The following is a 16,354-nucleotide window of genomic DNA, read 5'->3' as shown; positions in this document are numbered from 1 at the left end:
CCAGATCCTCGAGGCGGTTGACCACCACCTCGAACGCTGAGCCCGCGCTCTGCTGCTCGTTGGCGCTCACCGCGCGCTCGGCCACCGAGTTGAGGTCGTAGCCGGCCGAGAACGCGCGTCCGGTTCCGGTCAGCACCAGCACGCGGATCGCAGGATCGCCCTCGATCCGGTCGAACAGTCTGACGAGCTCGGCGAGGTCCTCGGCCTGCAGGCGGTTGAGGTGCTTCGGCCGGTTGAGGCGGATCGTGGCGCGTGCGCCTGATATTTCGAGCACGGGTCCGCTGGCGGTGTCGGCCAACTCGGCCATATCGGTCTCCATCATTGATTCTCGAGTTCGCGTCGCTTCGCCTCGGCGTCGATGGTCTCGGCGAGATCGGGATGCCTTGCCATCAACAGGCGGAAATCGACCAGGTCAAGCACCAACAGCTTGGTGACCTTGCTGGTCGAGACGCTGGCGCCCCGCTTGGCGTTGCCGAGCAGCGCCATCTCGCCGAAGAACGCGCCCTCGCCGAGCTTCACCTTGCGTCCGGGCAGGTCGACCTCCACCTCGCCGGCGGCGACGAAGTACATGCAGTCGCCATTGGTGTCCTTGCGGATGATCATGGTGCGGGGCGGCAGGTCCATCGTCCGCAGCACCTGGGTGACGTCGGCGATCGCCGCCGGGCCGAGATGCGCGAAGAACGGCACCTTGCTGACGGTCTCCCACGTTCTCAGAAAATTGTCGCGGCGGGTTTCCGCGGCAAAGCCGGTCGCCAGAATACCGGTCCACAGCCCGAACACGCCGAGGCCCGAGATCATCACCATGGCGGCGACGATGCGGCCGAGCGGGGTGATCGGCACCACGTCGCCATAGCCGGTCGTGGTCAGCGTCACCACCGCCCACCACAGCGCCGCCGGCACGCTGCCGAAGGTCTGCGGCTGGACGTCCCGCTCCAGGAAATATTCGGCGACGGAGGCCAGAAACACCACCATCAGGAAGATCACGAGCACGCTGAGCAGCGGGCCGGACTCCACCACCAGCACGCGCCGGAGCTGGCGCAGGCCGGGGATGCCCGGCACCACCTTCAGCACCCAGAGCACGCCGAGCAGCCATGCGGTCTTCGGCTCGATGCCGGCGAGCAGCGCCAGCGGCACGGCCAGCGCGCCGATCGCATCGACGATGCCGGCGCTGGACAGCTGGTAGAACCAGAACTTGTCCTGCCGCCGCATATGCCGCACCCGCACCAGCCATTCGAAAACGAAATAGGCAAGGCAGGCCCAGAGCAGCGCATCGACCCAGTGCGGCACCGCGTCATAGGCCGGCGCGACCGTCAGCAGCGTCATCATCGCGACACCGACGATGACCGCGACATAGGCTGCCGTGGTCATGTTGCGGCCGGCGGTCGCGGAAACGAAGCGCGTCAAGGCCGGAAGGACTAGCGGCTTGGACATCGGAACGGAGCTTGCCTGTCGCTGAACTGCAGGAATCGAGGCCCTGCGAATGGCGGGGCCTGTGTCACAAACTGCCTCTCCCGGTTGAGGCCGTCAACGCGCAGGCTTGCTGCGGCATGATCGCGGCCAAAGTCCGATATGTTGGACGAATGGCCTAACCATGTTGGCCCGATTTTGCGCCCGCGAATGTGAGAAATCAGACAAATCGTCGCTTTTTCCCCGTATACCGGGGATGCTGGGCGACGCGATGGCTATGCGGCGCGGGCAGGCAACCCTGTCAGGAATGAAGCGACTAATAAGGCGATCTTATTCACTTCTTGAGAATTGGCTGGTTTCCGATGGATACCTCACATCTCGCGCAGCACGCCGGCGCGGCCGGCAGTTTCTTCGCATCGATCTTCGTGGTCGCCACGCTGTCGATGCGCACCATGATCCCGCTCCGCGTCTTCGCCATCCTGACCAACATCATCCTGATCGCGACCGCGGTCCCGACCCACAATTACGCGACGCTGATCCTGCATGCCGTGCTGCTGCCGGTGAACACCTATCGTCTGCACCAGATGCTGCAGCTGGTCCGCAACGTGAAGAGATCGGTCAACAGCGATCTGTCGATGGATTGGCTGAGGCCGTTCACGACGGAGCGCAAATTCAAGGCGGGTGAAGTCCTGTTCTACAAGGACGAGAAGGCCGACAGCATGTTCTACATCGTCAGTGGCCGCTTCCGCCTCGTCGAGTCAGGCATCGAGCTGCCGGTCGGCGCCCTGGTCGGCGAGTTCGGAATGCTGTCGCCGTCGAACACGCGAACCCAAACGCTGGAGTGCGTCGAGACCGGCATGGTGCTGTCGGTGACCTATGACCAGGTCGAGCAGCTTTACGTCCAGAATCCGGCGTTCGGCTTCTACTTCCTGCGTCTGTCCAGCGCCCGCCTGTTCCAGAATATCGCGACGCTCGAGCAACGGCTCGCGCAGCACGCCACCCCACAAGTGGCGGAGCCGAAACCTGCATGAGCCCGGTGACGAGTTCTGGAGGCGCCGCAGTGCCGGATGACGACAGTCTGCTGGCTTCGCTTCGGTATCTCTTTGCCGACATCATCGGCGACGAGGACCAGGGGCCGCCGGTGCTGCCCGACGCCTGCCCGGACCATCTGGGGCCGGCCGTCACCGAGGCCATCGATCTATTGATCGCCTATCAGAGCACGAGCTACGCCCAGCTCTATATCGACCGGCTCAAGCGCTTCGTCGGCCGCCGCGGCGTTGACGATGCGCTGCTTGCCGAGATCGCGCGGCTGATGGCAGAGCGCATGGCCTATGAGGACGCGATCCGCATCGCCCAGCTCAAGCTCGGCGAAGTCCATGCGGTGGGCGGCCTTGCGGCGCGCTCGGTCGACGACGTCAAGAAGCTTCGCCTCGACGAGTTGATCGATGCCTTGCCGGCGATGGTCGCCGATCCGGTCCTTGGCGTGCTCGATCAGTTCGGCTGGCGCCGTCGCCGGGTCTCGATCCGCTTCAGTGCCAACAACCGCTTCAGCGTTCGCCGGCTCAGGGTCGAGGCCGGCCTGAAGCGCTGGCGGCTGTTCTCGGGGCGCTATGCCAAGGAGCGTGCCTGGGTCGAGCGCTGGCTGCACATGATCGACCGCAGCTTGACCAAGCAGCCGGGCGCAGCCCCAGCTGTCGTAGAGACCGCGACCATGATCCAGGGCTACGGCGATCCCTATCGCCAGGGCATCGCGGACTGGCACGTGATCATCGACGGGCTGGTCAAGCCGACCTTCGACGGCGCGCTCGAACTTCCCGACCTTGCCGCCGCCATCACTGAAGCCCGCGAAGCTATCATGCCTGACCCGCGGCAGGCCGCGCTGAAGCGCAAGATCGCCGAGATTCGCGCGCGGGCGCCGGCAAATCCATCACCGTCACCCTGAGGAGCGCGAAGCGCGTCTCGAAGGGTCGACGGCCCGACTATGGCCGTGCATCCTTCGAGACGCGCTGCGTGTTCCTCCAGCGACAAAGGCGAAGCCTTTGCGCGGGGGTGACGGCTCGAGTGAAGGTGCTTGCGTCTCTCCAAGACTACTCTACCGCTTCATGTGCGGCGGCTCGTCGTAGCCGTGGCGGCTGGAATAGAACAGCAGACCCATCAGACCGGCGCAGACCGCAGCGAGAAGCACAATTCCGATCGTGAACAGGACGATGCCATAGGTCGGCACCGGAGCGTCGACAGTGAGCCCTTGATAGGCGTAGGCGCCGACGGCGGCGAGAAGCACCAGCAGGCCGATGCTGATTGCAATGCGCATGTGAATCTGCCTCTGCTGAAGGCCAAGAGAAGGCAGATTGCAGCTAAGGCAGCTTGCGCTGACTATCCCGCTGCGGCGGTGACCTTGGCCAACGCCTGTCGTCCGGCTTCGGTGAGCTCGGAAAGCGTCGTCCTGCCGTTCTTGGCGCATTTGATGATGTATCGGGCAACGCGCCGGCGGGTGTCATGTTCCTCGCCATGCAGCGCGCCGGCGCAGACCTGGTCGAGCGCAAAGTTCATCGCAGCGAGCGTACCTGAATCAAATCGTTCCTCGATCATCGCAGCTCTCCCTTGGGGCTATTTGCGGAGCGTCAGTGACTCGCTGATCTCCATCACGGCCTCGCTCTGTCTGGCTTTCTTCATCAGCGTTTCGCGTTCCCGTCCCGGCGGCAGCTTGCGTGCTGCAATGCGTGAATCCTCGGCGAATTTCTGCAGGCGGTCTTCGAACGATCCGGGAGGTCGTGACCTGTTGCGCTTCTTCTTGATCATGCCGCCTCCGAGCTGGAACCGGCAATACTAGGCATGTTCCCCGCAACCCGTCGTTAACCCATGACATCGGGTCGAGCGAAATCGTCGGCAGGACCGCAGGAACGATCTCCGGCGCCATGCGTAAGGCCCATGCGTTCGCTGCCTTGCTCCCCGAAAGGTGGTGGACCACTCCGGTGCCGGGCCTCGGCGAATTTCATCGCCGGGGCCCGCACATCTTCAGGGAGATCAGAAATGGCACATTCCAATCACGGCATCGTCAAGGACGACAAAGGTCAGGAACAGCCGGTCGACAAGCAACGCGCGCAGACCGCGCACAAGACCGACACCCGCAAGCCGCGGGCGCGCGAAGCGACGCGGGATCCGAAATTAAGTGACCCCAGCAAGACACCTGGCTCGGGCATGACGTCAGACGATGACGGCGAGCCGCCGACCGGCTGAATCGCATTTCGCTGTGCAGCAACTGCGGCAATGCGGCAGGAACGATCATTTTTCTCCGTTGTTGGCTGTTGGCCTGAGAGAACAATGGAGAATTTGACATGGCGATGGACGAGAAAGAGCTCGGAAACCTGATCGGCAGCGACAAGGTCGAGGGCACCGCGGTTTATGGATCGGACGAACGCAAGATCGGCTCGATCGAGCGCGTGATGATCGACAAGAAGAGCGGCCGGGTATCGTATGCCGTACTCGGATTCGGCGGTATTCTCGGTCTCGGCAACGATCATTATCCGCTGCCATGGCAATCGCTCAAATACGACACCAGACTGGGCGGCTACGTCACAGGCGTGACCGAGACCCAGCTGCGCGGCGCGCCGAAATACGGCAGCGAGCGGGATTGGAATTGGGCCGATATCGGCACCACGCGCGCGGTGAACGATTACTACGGCGTGCCGTTCGTCTGAGCAGTGTCCGCCAAGGGCCAGCATTTCACCGGTGACGCCCGCCGGAGACTGAGTTGTACGGCGCCTGAGGATGTAACCGTCGCATCATCCGGCGTCTGTACACTGGTGAACAGACGTCAATAGCTGTGCAATGTAACATACGTTATTGAAGACGGCCCGGCAGTTACCCGATTAAACATGCGGGGAGATCAATGTCGTTGGCGTCGCTAGTCCGGAAATTGGAGCAGTTCGTACGGCTTTCGCCGGTAGACCACGCCATTCTCAATCGCGCGTCGACCGAGCGCGTCCGGCATTTTGGTCCGCGCGTCGATATCGTCCGTGAAGGCGAGAAGCCGAAGGACGTTCATTTGATCCTGTCCGGCTGGGCCTGCCGCTACAAGCAGCTCGAGGACGGAAGGCGTCAGGTCGTGTCGTTCTTCCTGCCCGGCGATATCTGCGACGTGAACGTCTTCATCCTGCGCGAGATGGATCATTCGATCGGCACCATCACCGCGGTGTCGATCGCCGACCTCTCGCGCGAATTCTTCGACAGGGTCGCAGCCGGACATCCGCGTATCGTGACCGCGTTCTGGTGGGAGACCCTGGTCAATGCGGCAATCCAGCGCGAATGGACCATGAGCCTCGGCCAGCGCACGGCGCTGGAGCGGATGGCCCATCTGCTCTGCGAGATCTGGCTTCGCCTGCGTCTCGCCGGCCTGACCCAGGGCGACAGCTGTGACTTCCCGCTGACCCAGGGCGATCTCGCCGACGCCACCGGGCTCTCGAAGGTGCACGTCAACCGAACCTTGCAGGAGCTGCGCGCCGACGGCCTGATCGTGCTCAAGGGAAAGACCCTGGCGGTGCCCAAGCTCGACCGGCTGATGCGTGCAGCCCTGTTCAACCCGAACTACCTGCACATGGATCACGAGGGACGGCAGCTCGATGTCGTCATGACGCCGCCGGATGCGGTGGCCGGGTGATGCGCCGCGCGGCGAGGCATGTCGCGAGAGTGCGGATGCATGACGCATTGCCCGCGCCACACAGTCGATGTCGTCCCTGCGCGCAGGGACGACAGTAGGGGTGTGAGGAGCTGCCGGCGCACGCCGACGACCGCCCGCCTCACCCGTTCGCGGTCTTCACCACCACGAGATTCTCGTCCGCGGCCGGCGGATGGCGCTTGAGGTGATCGCGGCGCAGCGCGATCTCGTCGCGGACCAGCTCGTAGCCGAGCTTGAAGGTGTCCATCCCGTCGCCGGAAACGGTGCCGTCGCGCAGGCCGATCACCGCGCCGCGCAGGATCGCCTCGAGCTCGTCCTGCAATGCGTCGAGGTCGTCGGCGCAGGTGGTATGCGCGACGCGTTCACCGATGTCGAGGATGCGGCCCGCCAGTTCGCTGGCCTTCTCCGGCGCGACGCGGGTGATCTTGGTGTAGATCGCGGCGAAGATCGAGCCGATGATGCTGAGCGTGGCCGCGGCGAGATACATCACGTCGCTGTAGCGATCCATGAACGACTTGGTGTCGTCGTTGATGTATTCGGCCGCGCCCTGATGCGCGACGATGAAGGCGTCCTTGTCAGTTGCCGCGGGCTCGATCTTGGAGGCGAAGCCGTCATCGAGCGCGAGCTCGGACTTGTTCTCGTAGACGATGCGCGCGAGCTCGGCGGCCGTCGTCGTGGACATCGAGGATTGCGCCACCAGCAGCCATTCCAGCCCGATGGTGTCGACCTCGTCATCGGGAATGGCCGGCGCGGACGACAGCATGCCGGTCGAGACGGTTTCCTCCGATATTGCCGGATATTTGCGCGCCAGCGCCTTGGCCGCGTCGATCGCATTCAAGGTGAAGCCGCCGGAGCGCTTGGCATATTGCTCGTAGGCCTTGTCCTTGACGATCTTCGAGGCATGCTCGATCGCGACCACGGCGCCGAAACCCGAAGCGAACAGTTTGTCGAACGGCGTGTTCGGCGGCGCCTGCTGCACCCGCTGCGCCGCATCCGGGCTGTCGGAAATCTCCAGCGCGCTGCGGACGAAATTCACGCTGTTCTCGCCGTCGCCGACCACCGCGATCCGCTTCTTCTTGAGCTCGGACAGCGACTTGATCTTCTTGCCGCCGGGGCTGAGCACCAGCACCACATCATGCTCGAGGATCGCGATGGCGCGGGCACGCGGCGGCACTTTTGCATCGGTGCGCAGGATGGCAAGCGTGGCGTCGCGGCGATCGAACTGCGCCAGCGCCTTGGCGTTGTCGGGATTCGTCGCGATCTTCAGCCGCAGCCGCGACGAATTGGCCTTCAGCACGGCCGCGAGCTTGGCGGCGAACCTGGCCTCCGGGCCATTGGCATCGCCGACCGCGAACACCAGCGTTTCCGAATCGCGCAGCCAGAGGCGGCCGCCGACCACGGTGATCGCGCTCAAGAACAGCGTCAGCAGGGTGAAGATGATGACCTGCGCACGGTTGCTCTTGGCGACCGGTGGGCGTGGCCGTGGCGGCATCGGCGAAGGCGCGGGGGCTTCGGCGCTCATGGCTTATGACCTGGCTCATCACCCGTCCGGGACGGCCCGCCGCCCGCAATTCAATCGGCGCCGCGCTGCCCGGTGAATCCGTAAATGACTATAAAAGAAAGAAAATTTCCTATGCTGCCGACGATATACCTCCCCGGAGGGAATGCAAACCGGCCCGCCGGCCGTAACCTTAATCTCGGTTGGTCTGCGCCGCGATGCCACATGACCATCGCCACTATCGACGCCCCAACCCAGATGTGATTTTCGAGAGAGCCGCAGGTGCATTCCGCCGCCGGAGATGTCATAAATGAGACACGCTTGGTTTTGCGGAATTGTGCTGACGGCCTGACCCGGATTTCTTGCAATCACATTCACCGAAGTAAAAGGGCGTCAGCTTGTTGTTTCCTGCCATGTCATCGTCGGTGTCGGTTGGTGCCCTGGTGGGATGGATGTTGCTTCTCACGGCGAAGCACATCATCGCCGACTTCATGCTGCAGAACGCCTGGATGGCGATCGGCAAGGACCAGAAGACCGGCTGGGCCAAGCCGCTGCTCGCGCATTGCCTGATCCATCTCGCGGTCGCGCTGGCGTTGATCCTGGTGGTGGCGCCGCGGTTCTGGTACGTCGCATTCATCGACTTCGTGATCCACATCATCGTCGATCGCTGCAAGGGCATCTGCGCCTCGCATTTCGGCGTGACGCTGGAGTCCGGTCATCCCTGGTTCTGGACCCTGATCGGGGTCGACCAGGCGCTGCACCACCTCACCGGATTCGCGCTGTCGATCTACATGGCCGCGAACTGAGCGGCTGACGGACTGCTCTTCCTTCATTTCGAGTAACCGACCACCCGCTTGCGGCGGGCAGATGTGATTCGCGTGCAACGGGCAAGCCTCTCCGGGGACGACCGGGGGCCGTGGTTAACCTTTCGTTAGAGGATTGCGCGGCATCTTCCCGATCGAGGGGGATTTGCAAATGTTTTCAAGCCGCGACGCCTTCGAGAACGATGCCTGCCCAGTTGCGGACGACCTGCTCGGCCAGATGTACCGCGCCAATCCCAACGGGCTTTCGCTGCTGGTTGCCAATGTCGCGCCCGATGACAGGGCGAGGCTGGCGCTGTTCTGCTATCGCCGTAGCCACCTGCATGCACTCGCGGTGGCGATTGCGTCGAGCTGCAGCGAGTGGGAGCTGGTGAATTTCGGCGGCCGTGTCGGGTCGACGCTGTACGCGCTGTCGCGTGAGCCGGCCCGTGTCGCGACCGTGTCGCATGGCGGCCGCAAGCCGATCACGCTGTCGACCAAGCCGCTGTCGACCTTCGCGCCTGTTGTCGATGACGAACTCGACGACGAGGACGTCAGCGAGACGGTGACTGTGACGGCCTAAGCCGCGCTCAATCCGGCGGCGCGCTCGCGATGAGCGGCAGCCCGTGACGGCGCCGCGCCATCGCGCATTCCGCGTCGCCCGGCTGGCAGGTCCGGCACACCTCCGGCCGCACCGCATAGACCACGCAGCGCGTTGCCTCTCCGATCTTCCCCGACAGCGCCGAGCAGCGGTCGCCCTCGCAGCGCATGCCTGATTGTCGCGCATTGACGAATTGCGCCGGGATCAGATCGAGCTGCGCGTCATCCTCGATCGTGAAGCGCGGCCAGTTCTCCGAATAACTGCAGCAGGCGCCGCAGGATTGGCAGGGGCTTTCGCCGGCCGTGTCGATTGCGTCGCCGGCCATCAGGTGTCCTTCGGTGCTTCCCAGACCAGGCTGCGCCGCCAGCGTGCCCTGAGCAGGTCGCGCCGCTCCGGATACTTCTCGTCGTGATAGACCGCCGTGACCACGCGGTCGGTGCGGAAGCTGCGGAAATCCCTGCGCAGCTCGCACCAGGCGGCGAGCAGCCGCACCGCCTCGTGATAGCCGACCGCGATCGGCCAGACGGTGCGCTCTGAGTCGCGGCCATGCTCGTCGCGATAATTGAGCGTGATCTTCTTGCCTTCGTGGATCTGGCTGCGGGTCCGGACCATATCGATGCGGTCCGGCTCCCGGTTCCAGGCCGAGCGGGCGCGGCTTGCCGGCTCCAGCACGAATGGTCGCAGGCGATCGGGCACGGTCTCGGCGATCTTGGCCATCAGGTCCTCGGCCGCGCGCGCCAGCGCCGGATCGGCATGGCCGACCACCCATTGCGCGCCGAGCACGCAGGCCTCGATCTCATCGGGTGTCAGCATCAGGGGCGGCAGGTCGAAACCCTTCTCGAGGATGTAGCCCATGCCGGCCTCGCCGCGGATCGGCACCCGCTGCTCGATCAGGCTCGCGATGTCGCGATAGATCGTCCGCTTCGAGGTCTCGAGCTCGGCTGCGATCGCATCTGCGGTCAATGGCTTACGGGTGCGGCGGAGCACCTGGATGATCTGAAACAGCCGGTCGGCGCGTCTCATGGCAGTTCTCTCGGCAATTCTCTTGGTCGCTCTCTTGACGGATCTCGTGGTGTCTCGACCCGTCGCCTTTTCGCGCCCCCTGTCACTGCTGCTGACAGCATGTTGGCAGCAGGTGGGGGCTATATCAGGACAACACCTCAAGTGAAGGGAATTTGTCCATGACGAATCTTGATGAACTCGGTTTCCGGCAAGCGCAGAGCTTCGCGCTGGAACAAATGGTCACGGTCTACTCCACCTCCGGCGACCTGCGCTGGGCCCTGGTCGCGCTGATCGCACAGTCGATCAGCACGGTTTGGTCCTACGGCCGGGCCCGGCTGGTCAAGCGCGTTCGCGAGGCGGTTCGCCGCCTCGCGCCGGTCGGCCCGCTCGACAGTGAATGCCACTACTGCTGACACCATGCTGGCAGCAGGGGGCCGCTAGCTTCAGTTCACGACCACAGGCGATCGGGAGTTTCATATGATTACGCTTTTTGGCTTTGGCACGGGCTTCGGTCTGCCTGAAATCAGCCCGTTCGTGACCAAGACCGAGGTCCAGCTCAAGATGGCCGGTCTTGCCTACACCAAGGAAAAGGCGATGCCGCCGGCCTCTCCCAAGGGCCAGCTGCCGTTCATCGCCGATGACGGCGAGACGATCGCCGATTCGACCTTCATCCGCGCCCATATCGAGGGCAAATACGGCTTCGATTTCGACGCGCCGCTGAGCCTGCAGGCGCGCGCTCAGGCCTGGGCCTTCGAGCGCATGATCGAGCATCACGTCTATTGGGCGCTGGTCGGCGCGCGCTGGGTCGACGACACGAATTTCGCCAAGGGGCCTGCGCATTTCTTCGACGGCGCGCCCGATCACATGCGTGACAAGATGCGCGAGGATGCCCAGTTCCGCGTTGCCGAGAACTATCTGCTCAGCGGGCTCGGCCGTCACGGACCCGACGAGGACGTCGATCTCGCGCTCCGCTCGTTGTTTGCGCTGTCGGTGCAGCTTGGCGACAAGCCCTATCTGATGGGCAACTACCCCTGCGGCACCGATGCCACCGCGTTCGGCGCCTTGGCGGGAATCCTGACGCCATTCTTCGATTCGCCACTCCGCGAGCGCACCGAGAAGTTCGACAATCTCACCGCCTATGTCGGCCGGATGATGCAGCAATATTATCCGGAATTCGCCTGGGCACCGTTGCAGCAGCAGGCAGCCTAAGCGGGCGCGGCAGGAGCAGGCCGGTCCTTCAATGCGGCCAGCTCCGCCTCGAGTTCGGCGATGCGCTGGTCGCGTGAGGCGAGCGCGGTGGCCACATCGGCCGCGTCGAACTTCTGCGGAATGTGCTGCGGGCAGTTGGTGTCCCACGCCGCGATCTTGAACAGGATCACCTGCTCTGGCCGCGCGCGATAGCCCTGCGGCATCAGCGAACGCGTCAGCGCCGGATCGTCTTCGACGACACGCGCTTCGCCCCACAGCTTCACGCGCTGGCGGTGCGCATAATCCATCACGAAGATATAGGCCTTCGCATTCTCCGAGAGATTGCCCTGCGTGATGAACTGCCGGTTGCCGCTGTAATCGGCGAACGCGATGGTGCCCTTGTCGAGCACCTTGATGAAGCCCTTCGAACCGCCGCGATGCTGGATGTAGGGTTGGCCGTCGGCCGAGGCGGTCGCGAAATAGAAGCTGTTGGTGTTGGCGAGGAAGGCGGCCAGGTTTTCATCGACCTCGGTGCGCCAGCCGCGGTGCGCCTCGACCTCGGCGTAGGTGTCGCGCGAGCCCTTGCGGGTCTGGATCGCCTTCACCGCCGGACTGAATGCGATATCGCTCGCGTAGCTGCGAACGTCTGACATCTGAGCCTCCCCGGAAGGGTGCCATGATGGGCGCCAAAACGGTCGTGCCCGGGGCCTAAGATGGGCGTTTCCGGATCGCAAGCAATCTTGTGAATTGACACTTCACTATTGCCGATTATGCAATAGTTCCATGGACCGGATCGATGCCATGCAGGCCTTCGTCGCGGTGGCGGACCTCGAGGGGTTTGCGCCCGCTGCCCGCAAGCTCGGCCTGTCGCCTTCGGCAATCACGCGGCTGATCGCAGCGCTGGAGGAGCGGCTTGGCGCGCGGCTGCTGCAGCGGACGACGCGGCAGGTGACGCTCACCGACGCCGGCTCCCGCTATCTGGAGCGTGCGCGGCGGATCCTCGCCGATGTCGAGGAGGCCGAGGACGCCGTGGAGAGCGAGCGTACCCGCCCCGAAGGCCGCCTCGTGATCTCGGCGCCGTTCGGCTTCGGGCGGCTGCATGTCAGCCCGGTCGTGACAGCCTATTTGAAACGCTATCCCGATGTCGGCGTCGACCTGCGGCTGTCGGACCGCCGCATCAACCTCGTCGAGGACGGCGTCGACCTCGCGGTCAGGCTCGGCCACCTGCCGGATTCGACGCTGGTGGCACGGCATGTCGGCCAGATGCGTCGCATCGTGGTGGCCTCGCACGGCTATCTCAAGCTTCGTGGCGAGCCGAAGCGGCCGGCCGAACTCACTGCCCATGACACGATCCAGTTCGGCGCCATGACGGCTGTGCCGGATTGGCGCTTTATGGAAGACGGCCAGGAAATTCGCATCACCCCTACGCCGCGCTTCACCAGCAACAGTTCGGATGCCGCCATCCAGTACGCCGAGCAGGACGGCGGGCTGACCCGGGTGATGGCGTATCAGGCCGCCGAATCACTGAAGGCGAAGCGGGTCCGAATCGTGCTGGCCGCGTTCGAGCAGCCGCCGGTGCCGATTCATGTCGTCTACCCGACATCGCGGCTACTGTCGGCCAAGGTGCGGACCTTCATCGATCTCGTCACCGAGATCACCGACTGGCACTTCGGCTAGATCGGCGCGAAAGCGCTTTAGCTTACCGGCGGCTTCTTCGGCACGACGCGGAACGTGCCGCTGGCGCGCGCGATGATCACGCCATCGGCCTTGATCAAACTCTGCGCGAAGCAGATCGTGCTGCCGGTCTTGATCACGTCGCTCTCGATCGCGAGCCATTGCCCGACATTGGCGGAGCCGACGAAATCGACCGTCAGCGAGATCGTCACATACGAGGTGGTCCAGCCGGTCGCCTGGCCGCAGCTATAGCCCATCGCGTTGTCGGAAAGCGCTGCGATCAGCCCGCCGTGGATCAGGCCGCGGCCGTTGGTGTGCGGTCTCGCCAAGCGGAGACCGATGATGACGGACCGCTCGGTCTTCTTCTGGTACAGCGGCTCCCAGGGCTCGGTGAGCGGGCTCTTGCGGAACAGCGGCTCGAAGCCTTGCGGGACGTCCTGGGGGATGTCGGGGGCGACTTGCGTTTCGGCGGTCATCTGAATCTCGCTCATGACGTTGGGTTGACGCCATTGAACGCGATGTCGATGACGGTTTCACCGCCTACAAAGTTTTAAACGGGATTTGCGTTTGTGTTTGAAAGCGTCAACGCACCGAGCGGTCACGCCGGCAATTCGTAGCCGACGTCGCTTTCGACCTCGATCGTCTTCTGCACCGCAGGCCGCGCCAACATCCTCTCGTAATGCGCCGTGAGGTGAGGGAATGTCTCCGGCGGCAGCTTCGCAAGCACGATGTTGGATTCCGGTAGGCCCATCACCGTCACCCTGAGGAGGCCGCGGAGCGGCCGTCTCGAAGGGTCGACGGCCCGGCCGGTGGCCGTGCATCCTTCGAGGCTCGCCCAGCGGCGCAATTGCGCCGCAAGGCTCGCACCTCCAGCGACAAAGGCAAAGCCTTTGCGCGGGGATGACGGGATCAACCAAACAAGGCCGCTTTCGCTAGAACGGCAGCCCCACATAGTTCTCCGACAGCGAGGTCGATGCCGCTTTCGAACTGACGAGATAGTCGAGCTCGGCGATCTGGATGCGCGCGGCGAATTCGCCCTCGTCGGGGAATTTGTGCAGCATCGAGGTCATCCACCAGGAGAAGCGCACCGCCTTCCAGACCCGTGCCAGCGCGCGTCCCGAATAGACGTCGAGGCCGGCCGAGGACTTCTCGTCGTAATATTCGCGCAGCGCCTGCGACAGATAATGCACGTCGCTGGCCGCAAGGTTGAGGCCCTTGGCGCCGGTCGGCGGCACGATATGCGAGGCATCGCCGGCCAGGAACATGCGGCCGAACCGCATCGGTTCGGCGACGAAGCTGCGCAGCGGCGCGATGCTCTTTTCGATCGAGGGGCCGGTGACGATCTCGTCGGCGGCCTTCTGGTCGAGGCGCCGCTTCAATTCATCCCAGAACCGCTCGTCCGACCATTGATCGACATGATCTTCGAGCGGGCACTGCACATAGTAGCGGCTGCGATGGCTCGAACGCATCGTGCACAGCGCAAAGCCGCGCTCGTGGTTGTTGTAGATCAATTCCGGCGAGACCGGCGGCGTCTCCGACAGGATGCCGAGCCAGCCGAACGGGTACACCCGCTCGTAGCTGGTGATCGCCGAAGCCGGCACGCTGGCGCGGCTGACGCCGTGAAAGCCGTCGCAGCCGGCGATGAAATCGCAGGCGACTTCGTGGCTGACGCCGTCCTTGACGTAAGTGACGCGCGGGTGGTCGGTGTCGAAATCATGCGGCTTGACGTCGGCGGCGGAGTAGACCGTGGTCAGGCCGGCGGCCTTGCGGGCGTTCATCAGATCGAGCGTGACCTCGGTCTGGCCGTAGATCGTCACGGTCTTGCCGGTCGCCGCATGCATGTCGATGCGGTGCCGCGCGCCGCCAAAGGCCAGCTCGACGCCGTGATGGACCAGGCCTTCCTGATGCAGGCGGGCCCCCGCGCCGACACTGTCGAGCAGCGACACCGTGCCTTCCTCGAGCAGGCCGGCGCGAATCCGTCCCAGCACGTAATCCGGGGTCTGCCGCTCAAGAATGACGTTGTCTACGCCGAAAGTATGAAGTAGTTGCCCAAGCAACAGTCCAGCCGGACCGGCGCCTATGATTGCTACTTTTGTCCGCAATACCTCGTCCTCCCGATCGGATAGGCTTTATCCGGGCGCCCGCTCAAGGGCGAGCGCCGTCAACTTGCCAAGGCAACTATATCATATAACAGTTTTGGCAAGGCGGATTTGCGCGGGAAAGGTCCTTCGCCGCAGTGCAAGATGGAGGAGGGGCGGGTGCGACGCAGCGTCCGCCACGCGGATTTCGTCTTGAATATCCCCGCGAATTAGATAACATGTTAAGTAATGAGACCGGGCACGAAGCCCGCCGTCCTGGAGAGGAGGAGACGTGATGAGGAAGAGTTTGCTGGCGCTGCTGATGGCGGCCGCCATCGTGCCGGCCGCGGCACCTGCCGTGGCGCAGGACAAGACAGTCAATCTCAAGGTGTCGCTCTGGGTACCGCCGGCGCATCCGCTGGTGCCGGCGACGCAGGCCTGGGCCGCCGAAATCGAGAAGGCGTCGGGCGGCACCATCAAGGTCACCGTGTTTCCGTCCGAGCAGCTAGGCAAGGCGTTCGACCATTACGACATGGCGCGCGACGGCATCGCCGACGTCACCTATGTCAATCCCGGCTATCAGCCCGGCCGTTTTCCGATCGCCGCCGCAGGTCAGCTCCCGTTCGTGTTCTCCGACGGCAAGAAGGGCACGCTGGCGCTGAACGAGTGGTACCACAAGTACGCGCCGACCGAGATGAAGGACACCAAGCTCTGTTTCGCCTTCATCCACGATCCCGGCGCGCTGCACGGCAAGAAGAAGATCGTGCTGCCGAGCGACCTCTCCGGCGTCAAGGTGCGTCCCGCGCAGAGCACGATCGGCGAGATGGTGAAGATGTTCGGCGGCACCAATGTGCAGGCCTCCGCGCCGGAATCGCGCGACGCGATCGAGCGCGGCGTGGCCGACGAGATCACCTTCCCCTGGGGCTCGATCTTCCTGTTCGGCATCGACAAGGTGGTGAAGTACCACATGGACGTGCCGCTCTATACGACGGTGTTCACCTACAACATGAACCTCGCCAAATATAATGCGATGTCGGATGCCCAGAAGAAGGTGATCGACGATCACTGCTCGCCTGAATGGGCCTCCAAGGTCACCGATCCCTGGACCGATTTCGAAGCCAACGGCCGCACCAAGATGAAGGCGCTGCAAGGCCACGAGGTCTATCCGCTGACCGCGGAACAGCTCGCCGAATGGAAGAAGGCGGTCAAGCCGCTGCACGACAGCTGGGCCGAGGCGGTGAAGAAGGCCGGCGGCGATGCTGAGAAGATCGACGCCGATCTACAGGCCACGCTGAAGAAGTATGAGGCGGGGATCTGATCTCGCGCGCCCCTTCACCTCTCCCCGCTTGCGGGGAGAGGGTTGGGGGCGCCCGGCAGGCGGCGGATTGTGCAGCGCCATCCGGAGAGGGGGGGACCGCGCCCACCCGAGTA

The 16,354-nt window shown here is 64.0% G+C and carries 23 protein-coding genes; 11 read left to right on the top strand and 12 right to left on the bottom strand.

Annotated elements, in window-relative coordinates; genetic code table 11:
- The coding region (locus tag FNJ47_RS35910; protein ID WP_163160623.1) for an enoyl-CoA hydratase/isomerase family protein at positions 1 to 307 on the bottom strand (307 nt) is incomplete at its 3' end.
- An 11-nt stretch (positions 308 to 318) separates the two neighbouring features.
- Positions 319 to 1,431, bottom strand: coding sequence for a cyclic nucleotide-gated ion channel (locus FNJ47_RS35905; protein ID WP_163160622.1), 1,113 nt, complete (start codon positions 1,429 to 1,431; stop codon positions 319 to 321).
- A 338-nt stretch (positions 1,432 to 1,769) separates the two neighbouring features.
- Between FNJ47_RS35905 and FNJ47_RS35900 the strand changes: the two genes are divergently transcribed.
- On the top strand, positions 1,770 to 2,438 hold the full coding sequence (locus FNJ47_RS35900; protein ID WP_163160621.1) for a Crp/Fnr family transcriptional regulator: 669 nt from the start codon (positions 1,770 to 1,772) through the stop codon (positions 2,436 to 2,438).
- Entirely contained in the window at positions 2,435 to 3,349 is a 915-nt protein-coding gene (locus FNJ47_RS35895; RefSeq protein ID WP_165446018.1) for a DUF6537 domain-containing protein, read from the top strand. The genes FNJ47_RS35900 and FNJ47_RS35895 overlap by 4 nt, the downstream gene beginning before the upstream one ends.
- Before the next feature lie 150 nt (positions 3,350 to 3,499).
- Here FNJ47_RS35895 and FNJ47_RS35890 read toward each other — a convergent pair whose 3' ends face one another.
- From FNJ47_RS35890 to FNJ47_RS35880, 3 genes are all read right to left on the bottom strand, one after another.
- Positions 3,500 to 3,718 (bottom strand): hypothetical protein, encoded by a 219-nt coding sequence (locus tag FNJ47_RS35890; RefSeq protein WP_163160620.1) that lies wholly within the window; start codon positions 3,716 to 3,718, stop codon positions 3,500 to 3,502.
- A 62-nt stretch (positions 3,719 to 3,780) separates the two neighbouring features.
- Positions 3,781 to 3,996, bottom strand: a complete 216-nt coding sequence (locus FNJ47_RS35885) for a hypothetical protein (RefSeq protein WP_163160619.1) — start codon at positions 3,994 to 3,996, stop codon at positions 3,781 to 3,783.
- An 18-nt stretch (positions 3,997 to 4,014) separates the two neighbouring features.
- Positions 4,015 to 4,206, bottom strand: a complete 192-nt coding sequence (locus tag FNJ47_RS35880) for a hypothetical protein (RefSeq protein WP_163160618.1) — start codon at positions 4,204 to 4,206, stop codon at positions 4,015 to 4,017.
- A gap of 231 nt (positions 4,207 to 4,437) precedes the next feature.
- Between FNJ47_RS35880 and FNJ47_RS35875 the strand changes: the two genes are divergently transcribed.
- From FNJ47_RS35875 to FNJ47_RS35865, 3 genes are all read left to right on the top strand, one after another.
- Positions 4,438 to 4,644, top strand: coding sequence for a hypothetical protein (locus FNJ47_RS35875; protein WP_163160617.1), 207 nt, complete (start codon positions 4,438 to 4,440; stop codon positions 4,642 to 4,644).
- Positions 4,645 to 4,742: 98 nt separating this feature from the next.
- Positions 4,743 to 5,105 (top strand): PRC-barrel domain-containing protein, encoded by a 363-nt coding sequence (locus tag FNJ47_RS35870; protein ID WP_163160616.1) that lies wholly within the window; start codon positions 4,743 to 4,745, stop codon positions 5,103 to 5,105.
- A 197-nt stretch (positions 5,106 to 5,302) separates the two neighbouring features.
- Entirely contained in the window at positions 5,303 to 6,064 is a 762-nt protein-coding gene (locus FNJ47_RS35865; RefSeq protein WP_163160615.1) for a Crp/Fnr family transcriptional regulator, read from the top strand.
- 139 nt (positions 6,065 to 6,203) lie between these two features.
- On the opposite strand, the gene FNJ47_RS35860 is transcribed toward FNJ47_RS35865, so the two are convergent.
- Complete coding sequence (locus FNJ47_RS35860; protein ID WP_163160614.1) at positions 6,204 to 7,604, bottom strand: TAXI family TRAP transporter solute-binding subunit; 1,401 nt, start codon at positions 7,602 to 7,604, stop codon at positions 6,204 to 6,206.
- Positions 7,605 to 8,032: 428 nt separating this feature from the next.
- Here FNJ47_RS35860 and FNJ47_RS35855 point away from each other — a divergent pair, with 428 nt between their 5' ends.
- A complete protein-coding gene (locus tag FNJ47_RS35855) occupies positions 8,033 to 8,386 on the top strand; it encodes a DUF3307 domain-containing protein (protein WP_163160613.1) in 354 nt (117 codons plus the stop codon).
- 169 nt (positions 8,387 to 8,555) lie between these two features.
- Complete coding sequence (locus FNJ47_RS35850) at positions 8,556 to 8,963, top strand: hypothetical protein (protein WP_163160612.1); 408 nt, start codon at positions 8,556 to 8,558, stop codon at positions 8,961 to 8,963.
- A gap of 7 nt (positions 8,964 to 8,970) precedes the next feature.
- Here FNJ47_RS35850 and FNJ47_RS35845 read toward each other — a convergent pair whose 3' ends face one another.
- On the bottom strand, positions 8,971 to 9,306 hold the full coding sequence (locus FNJ47_RS35845) for a YkgJ family cysteine cluster protein (protein ID WP_163160611.1): 336 nt from the start codon (positions 9,304 to 9,306) through the stop codon (positions 8,971 to 8,973).
- Positions 9,306 to 10,004: a helix-turn-helix transcriptional regulator gene (locus FNJ47_RS35840; protein ID WP_163160610.1), complete on the bottom strand. Its 699-nt coding sequence runs from the start codon at positions 10,002 to 10,004 to the stop codon at positions 9,306 to 9,308. Before FNJ47_RS35840 ends, FNJ47_RS35845 begins: the two co-directional genes overlap by 1 nt.
- 158 nt (positions 10,005 to 10,162) lie before the next feature.
- Between FNJ47_RS35840 and FNJ47_RS35835 the strand changes: the two genes are divergently transcribed.
- On the top strand, positions 10,163 to 10,396 hold the full coding sequence (locus FNJ47_RS35835; RefSeq protein ID WP_163160609.1) for a hypothetical protein: 234 nt from the start codon (positions 10,163 to 10,165) through the stop codon (positions 10,394 to 10,396).
- Between the two features lie 64 nt (positions 10,397 to 10,460).
- Complete coding sequence (locus FNJ47_RS35830; RefSeq protein WP_163160608.1) at positions 10,461 to 11,192, top strand: glutathione S-transferase family protein; 732 nt, start codon at positions 10,461 to 10,463, stop codon at positions 11,190 to 11,192.
- Here the strand turns inward: FNJ47_RS35830 and FNJ47_RS35825 are convergent.
- A complete protein-coding gene (locus tag FNJ47_RS35825; RefSeq protein ID WP_163160607.1) occupies positions 11,189 to 11,824 on the bottom strand; it encodes a pyridoxamine 5'-phosphate oxidase family protein in 636 nt (211 codons plus the stop codon). The genes FNJ47_RS35830 and FNJ47_RS35825 overlap by 4 nt on opposite strands.
- Before the next feature lie 130 nt (positions 11,825 to 11,954).
- Between FNJ47_RS35825 and FNJ47_RS35820 the strand changes: the two genes are divergently transcribed.
- Entirely contained in the window at positions 11,955 to 12,848 is an 894-nt protein-coding gene (locus FNJ47_RS35820; protein WP_163160606.1) for a LysR family transcriptional regulator, read from the top strand.
- 17 nt (positions 12,849 to 12,865) lie between these two features.
- On the opposite strand, the gene FNJ47_RS35815 is transcribed toward FNJ47_RS35820, so the two are convergent.
- The 3 genes from FNJ47_RS35815 to pobA form a co-directional block, all read right to left on the bottom strand.
- A complete protein-coding gene (locus tag FNJ47_RS35815; RefSeq protein ID WP_163160605.1) occupies positions 12,866 to 13,321 on the bottom strand; it encodes a PaaI family thioesterase in 456 nt (151 codons plus the stop codon).
- Between the two features lie 122 nt (positions 13,322 to 13,443).
- The gene (locus FNJ47_RS35810; RefSeq protein ID WP_163160604.1) at positions 13,444 to 13,596 is read right to left on the bottom strand and encodes a glutathione S-transferase family protein; all 153 of its coding nucleotides are present in this window, start codon (positions 13,594 to 13,596) and stop codon (positions 13,444 to 13,446) included.
- Between the two features lie 181 nt (positions 13,597 to 13,777).
- Positions 13,778 to 14,947 carry a 4-hydroxybenzoate 3-monooxygenase gene (gene pobA, locus FNJ47_RS35805; RefSeq protein WP_163160603.1) on the bottom strand — a complete coding sequence of 390 codons (1,170 nt, stop codon included), beginning with the start codon at positions 14,945 to 14,947 and terminating at the stop codon, positions 13,778 to 13,780.
- Between the two features lie 271 nt (positions 14,948 to 15,218).
- Between pobA and FNJ47_RS35800 the strand changes: the two genes are divergently transcribed.
- On the top strand, positions 15,219 to 16,241 hold the full coding sequence (locus tag FNJ47_RS35800) for a TRAP transporter substrate-binding protein (protein WP_163160602.1): 1,023 nt from the start codon (positions 15,219 to 15,221) through the stop codon (positions 16,239 to 16,241).
- The last annotated feature ends 113 nt before the right edge of the window (positions 16,242 to 16,354 follow it).

This window comes from Bradyrhizobium uaiense, assembly GCF_010811875.1.
Lineage (GTDB): Bacteria > Pseudomonadota > Alphaproteobacteria > Rhizobiales > Xanthobacteraceae > Bradyrhizobium > Bradyrhizobium uaiense.
Note: the sequence above shows the minus strand (reverse complement) of the source record. Positions and strands in the feature narration are given on the sequence as shown.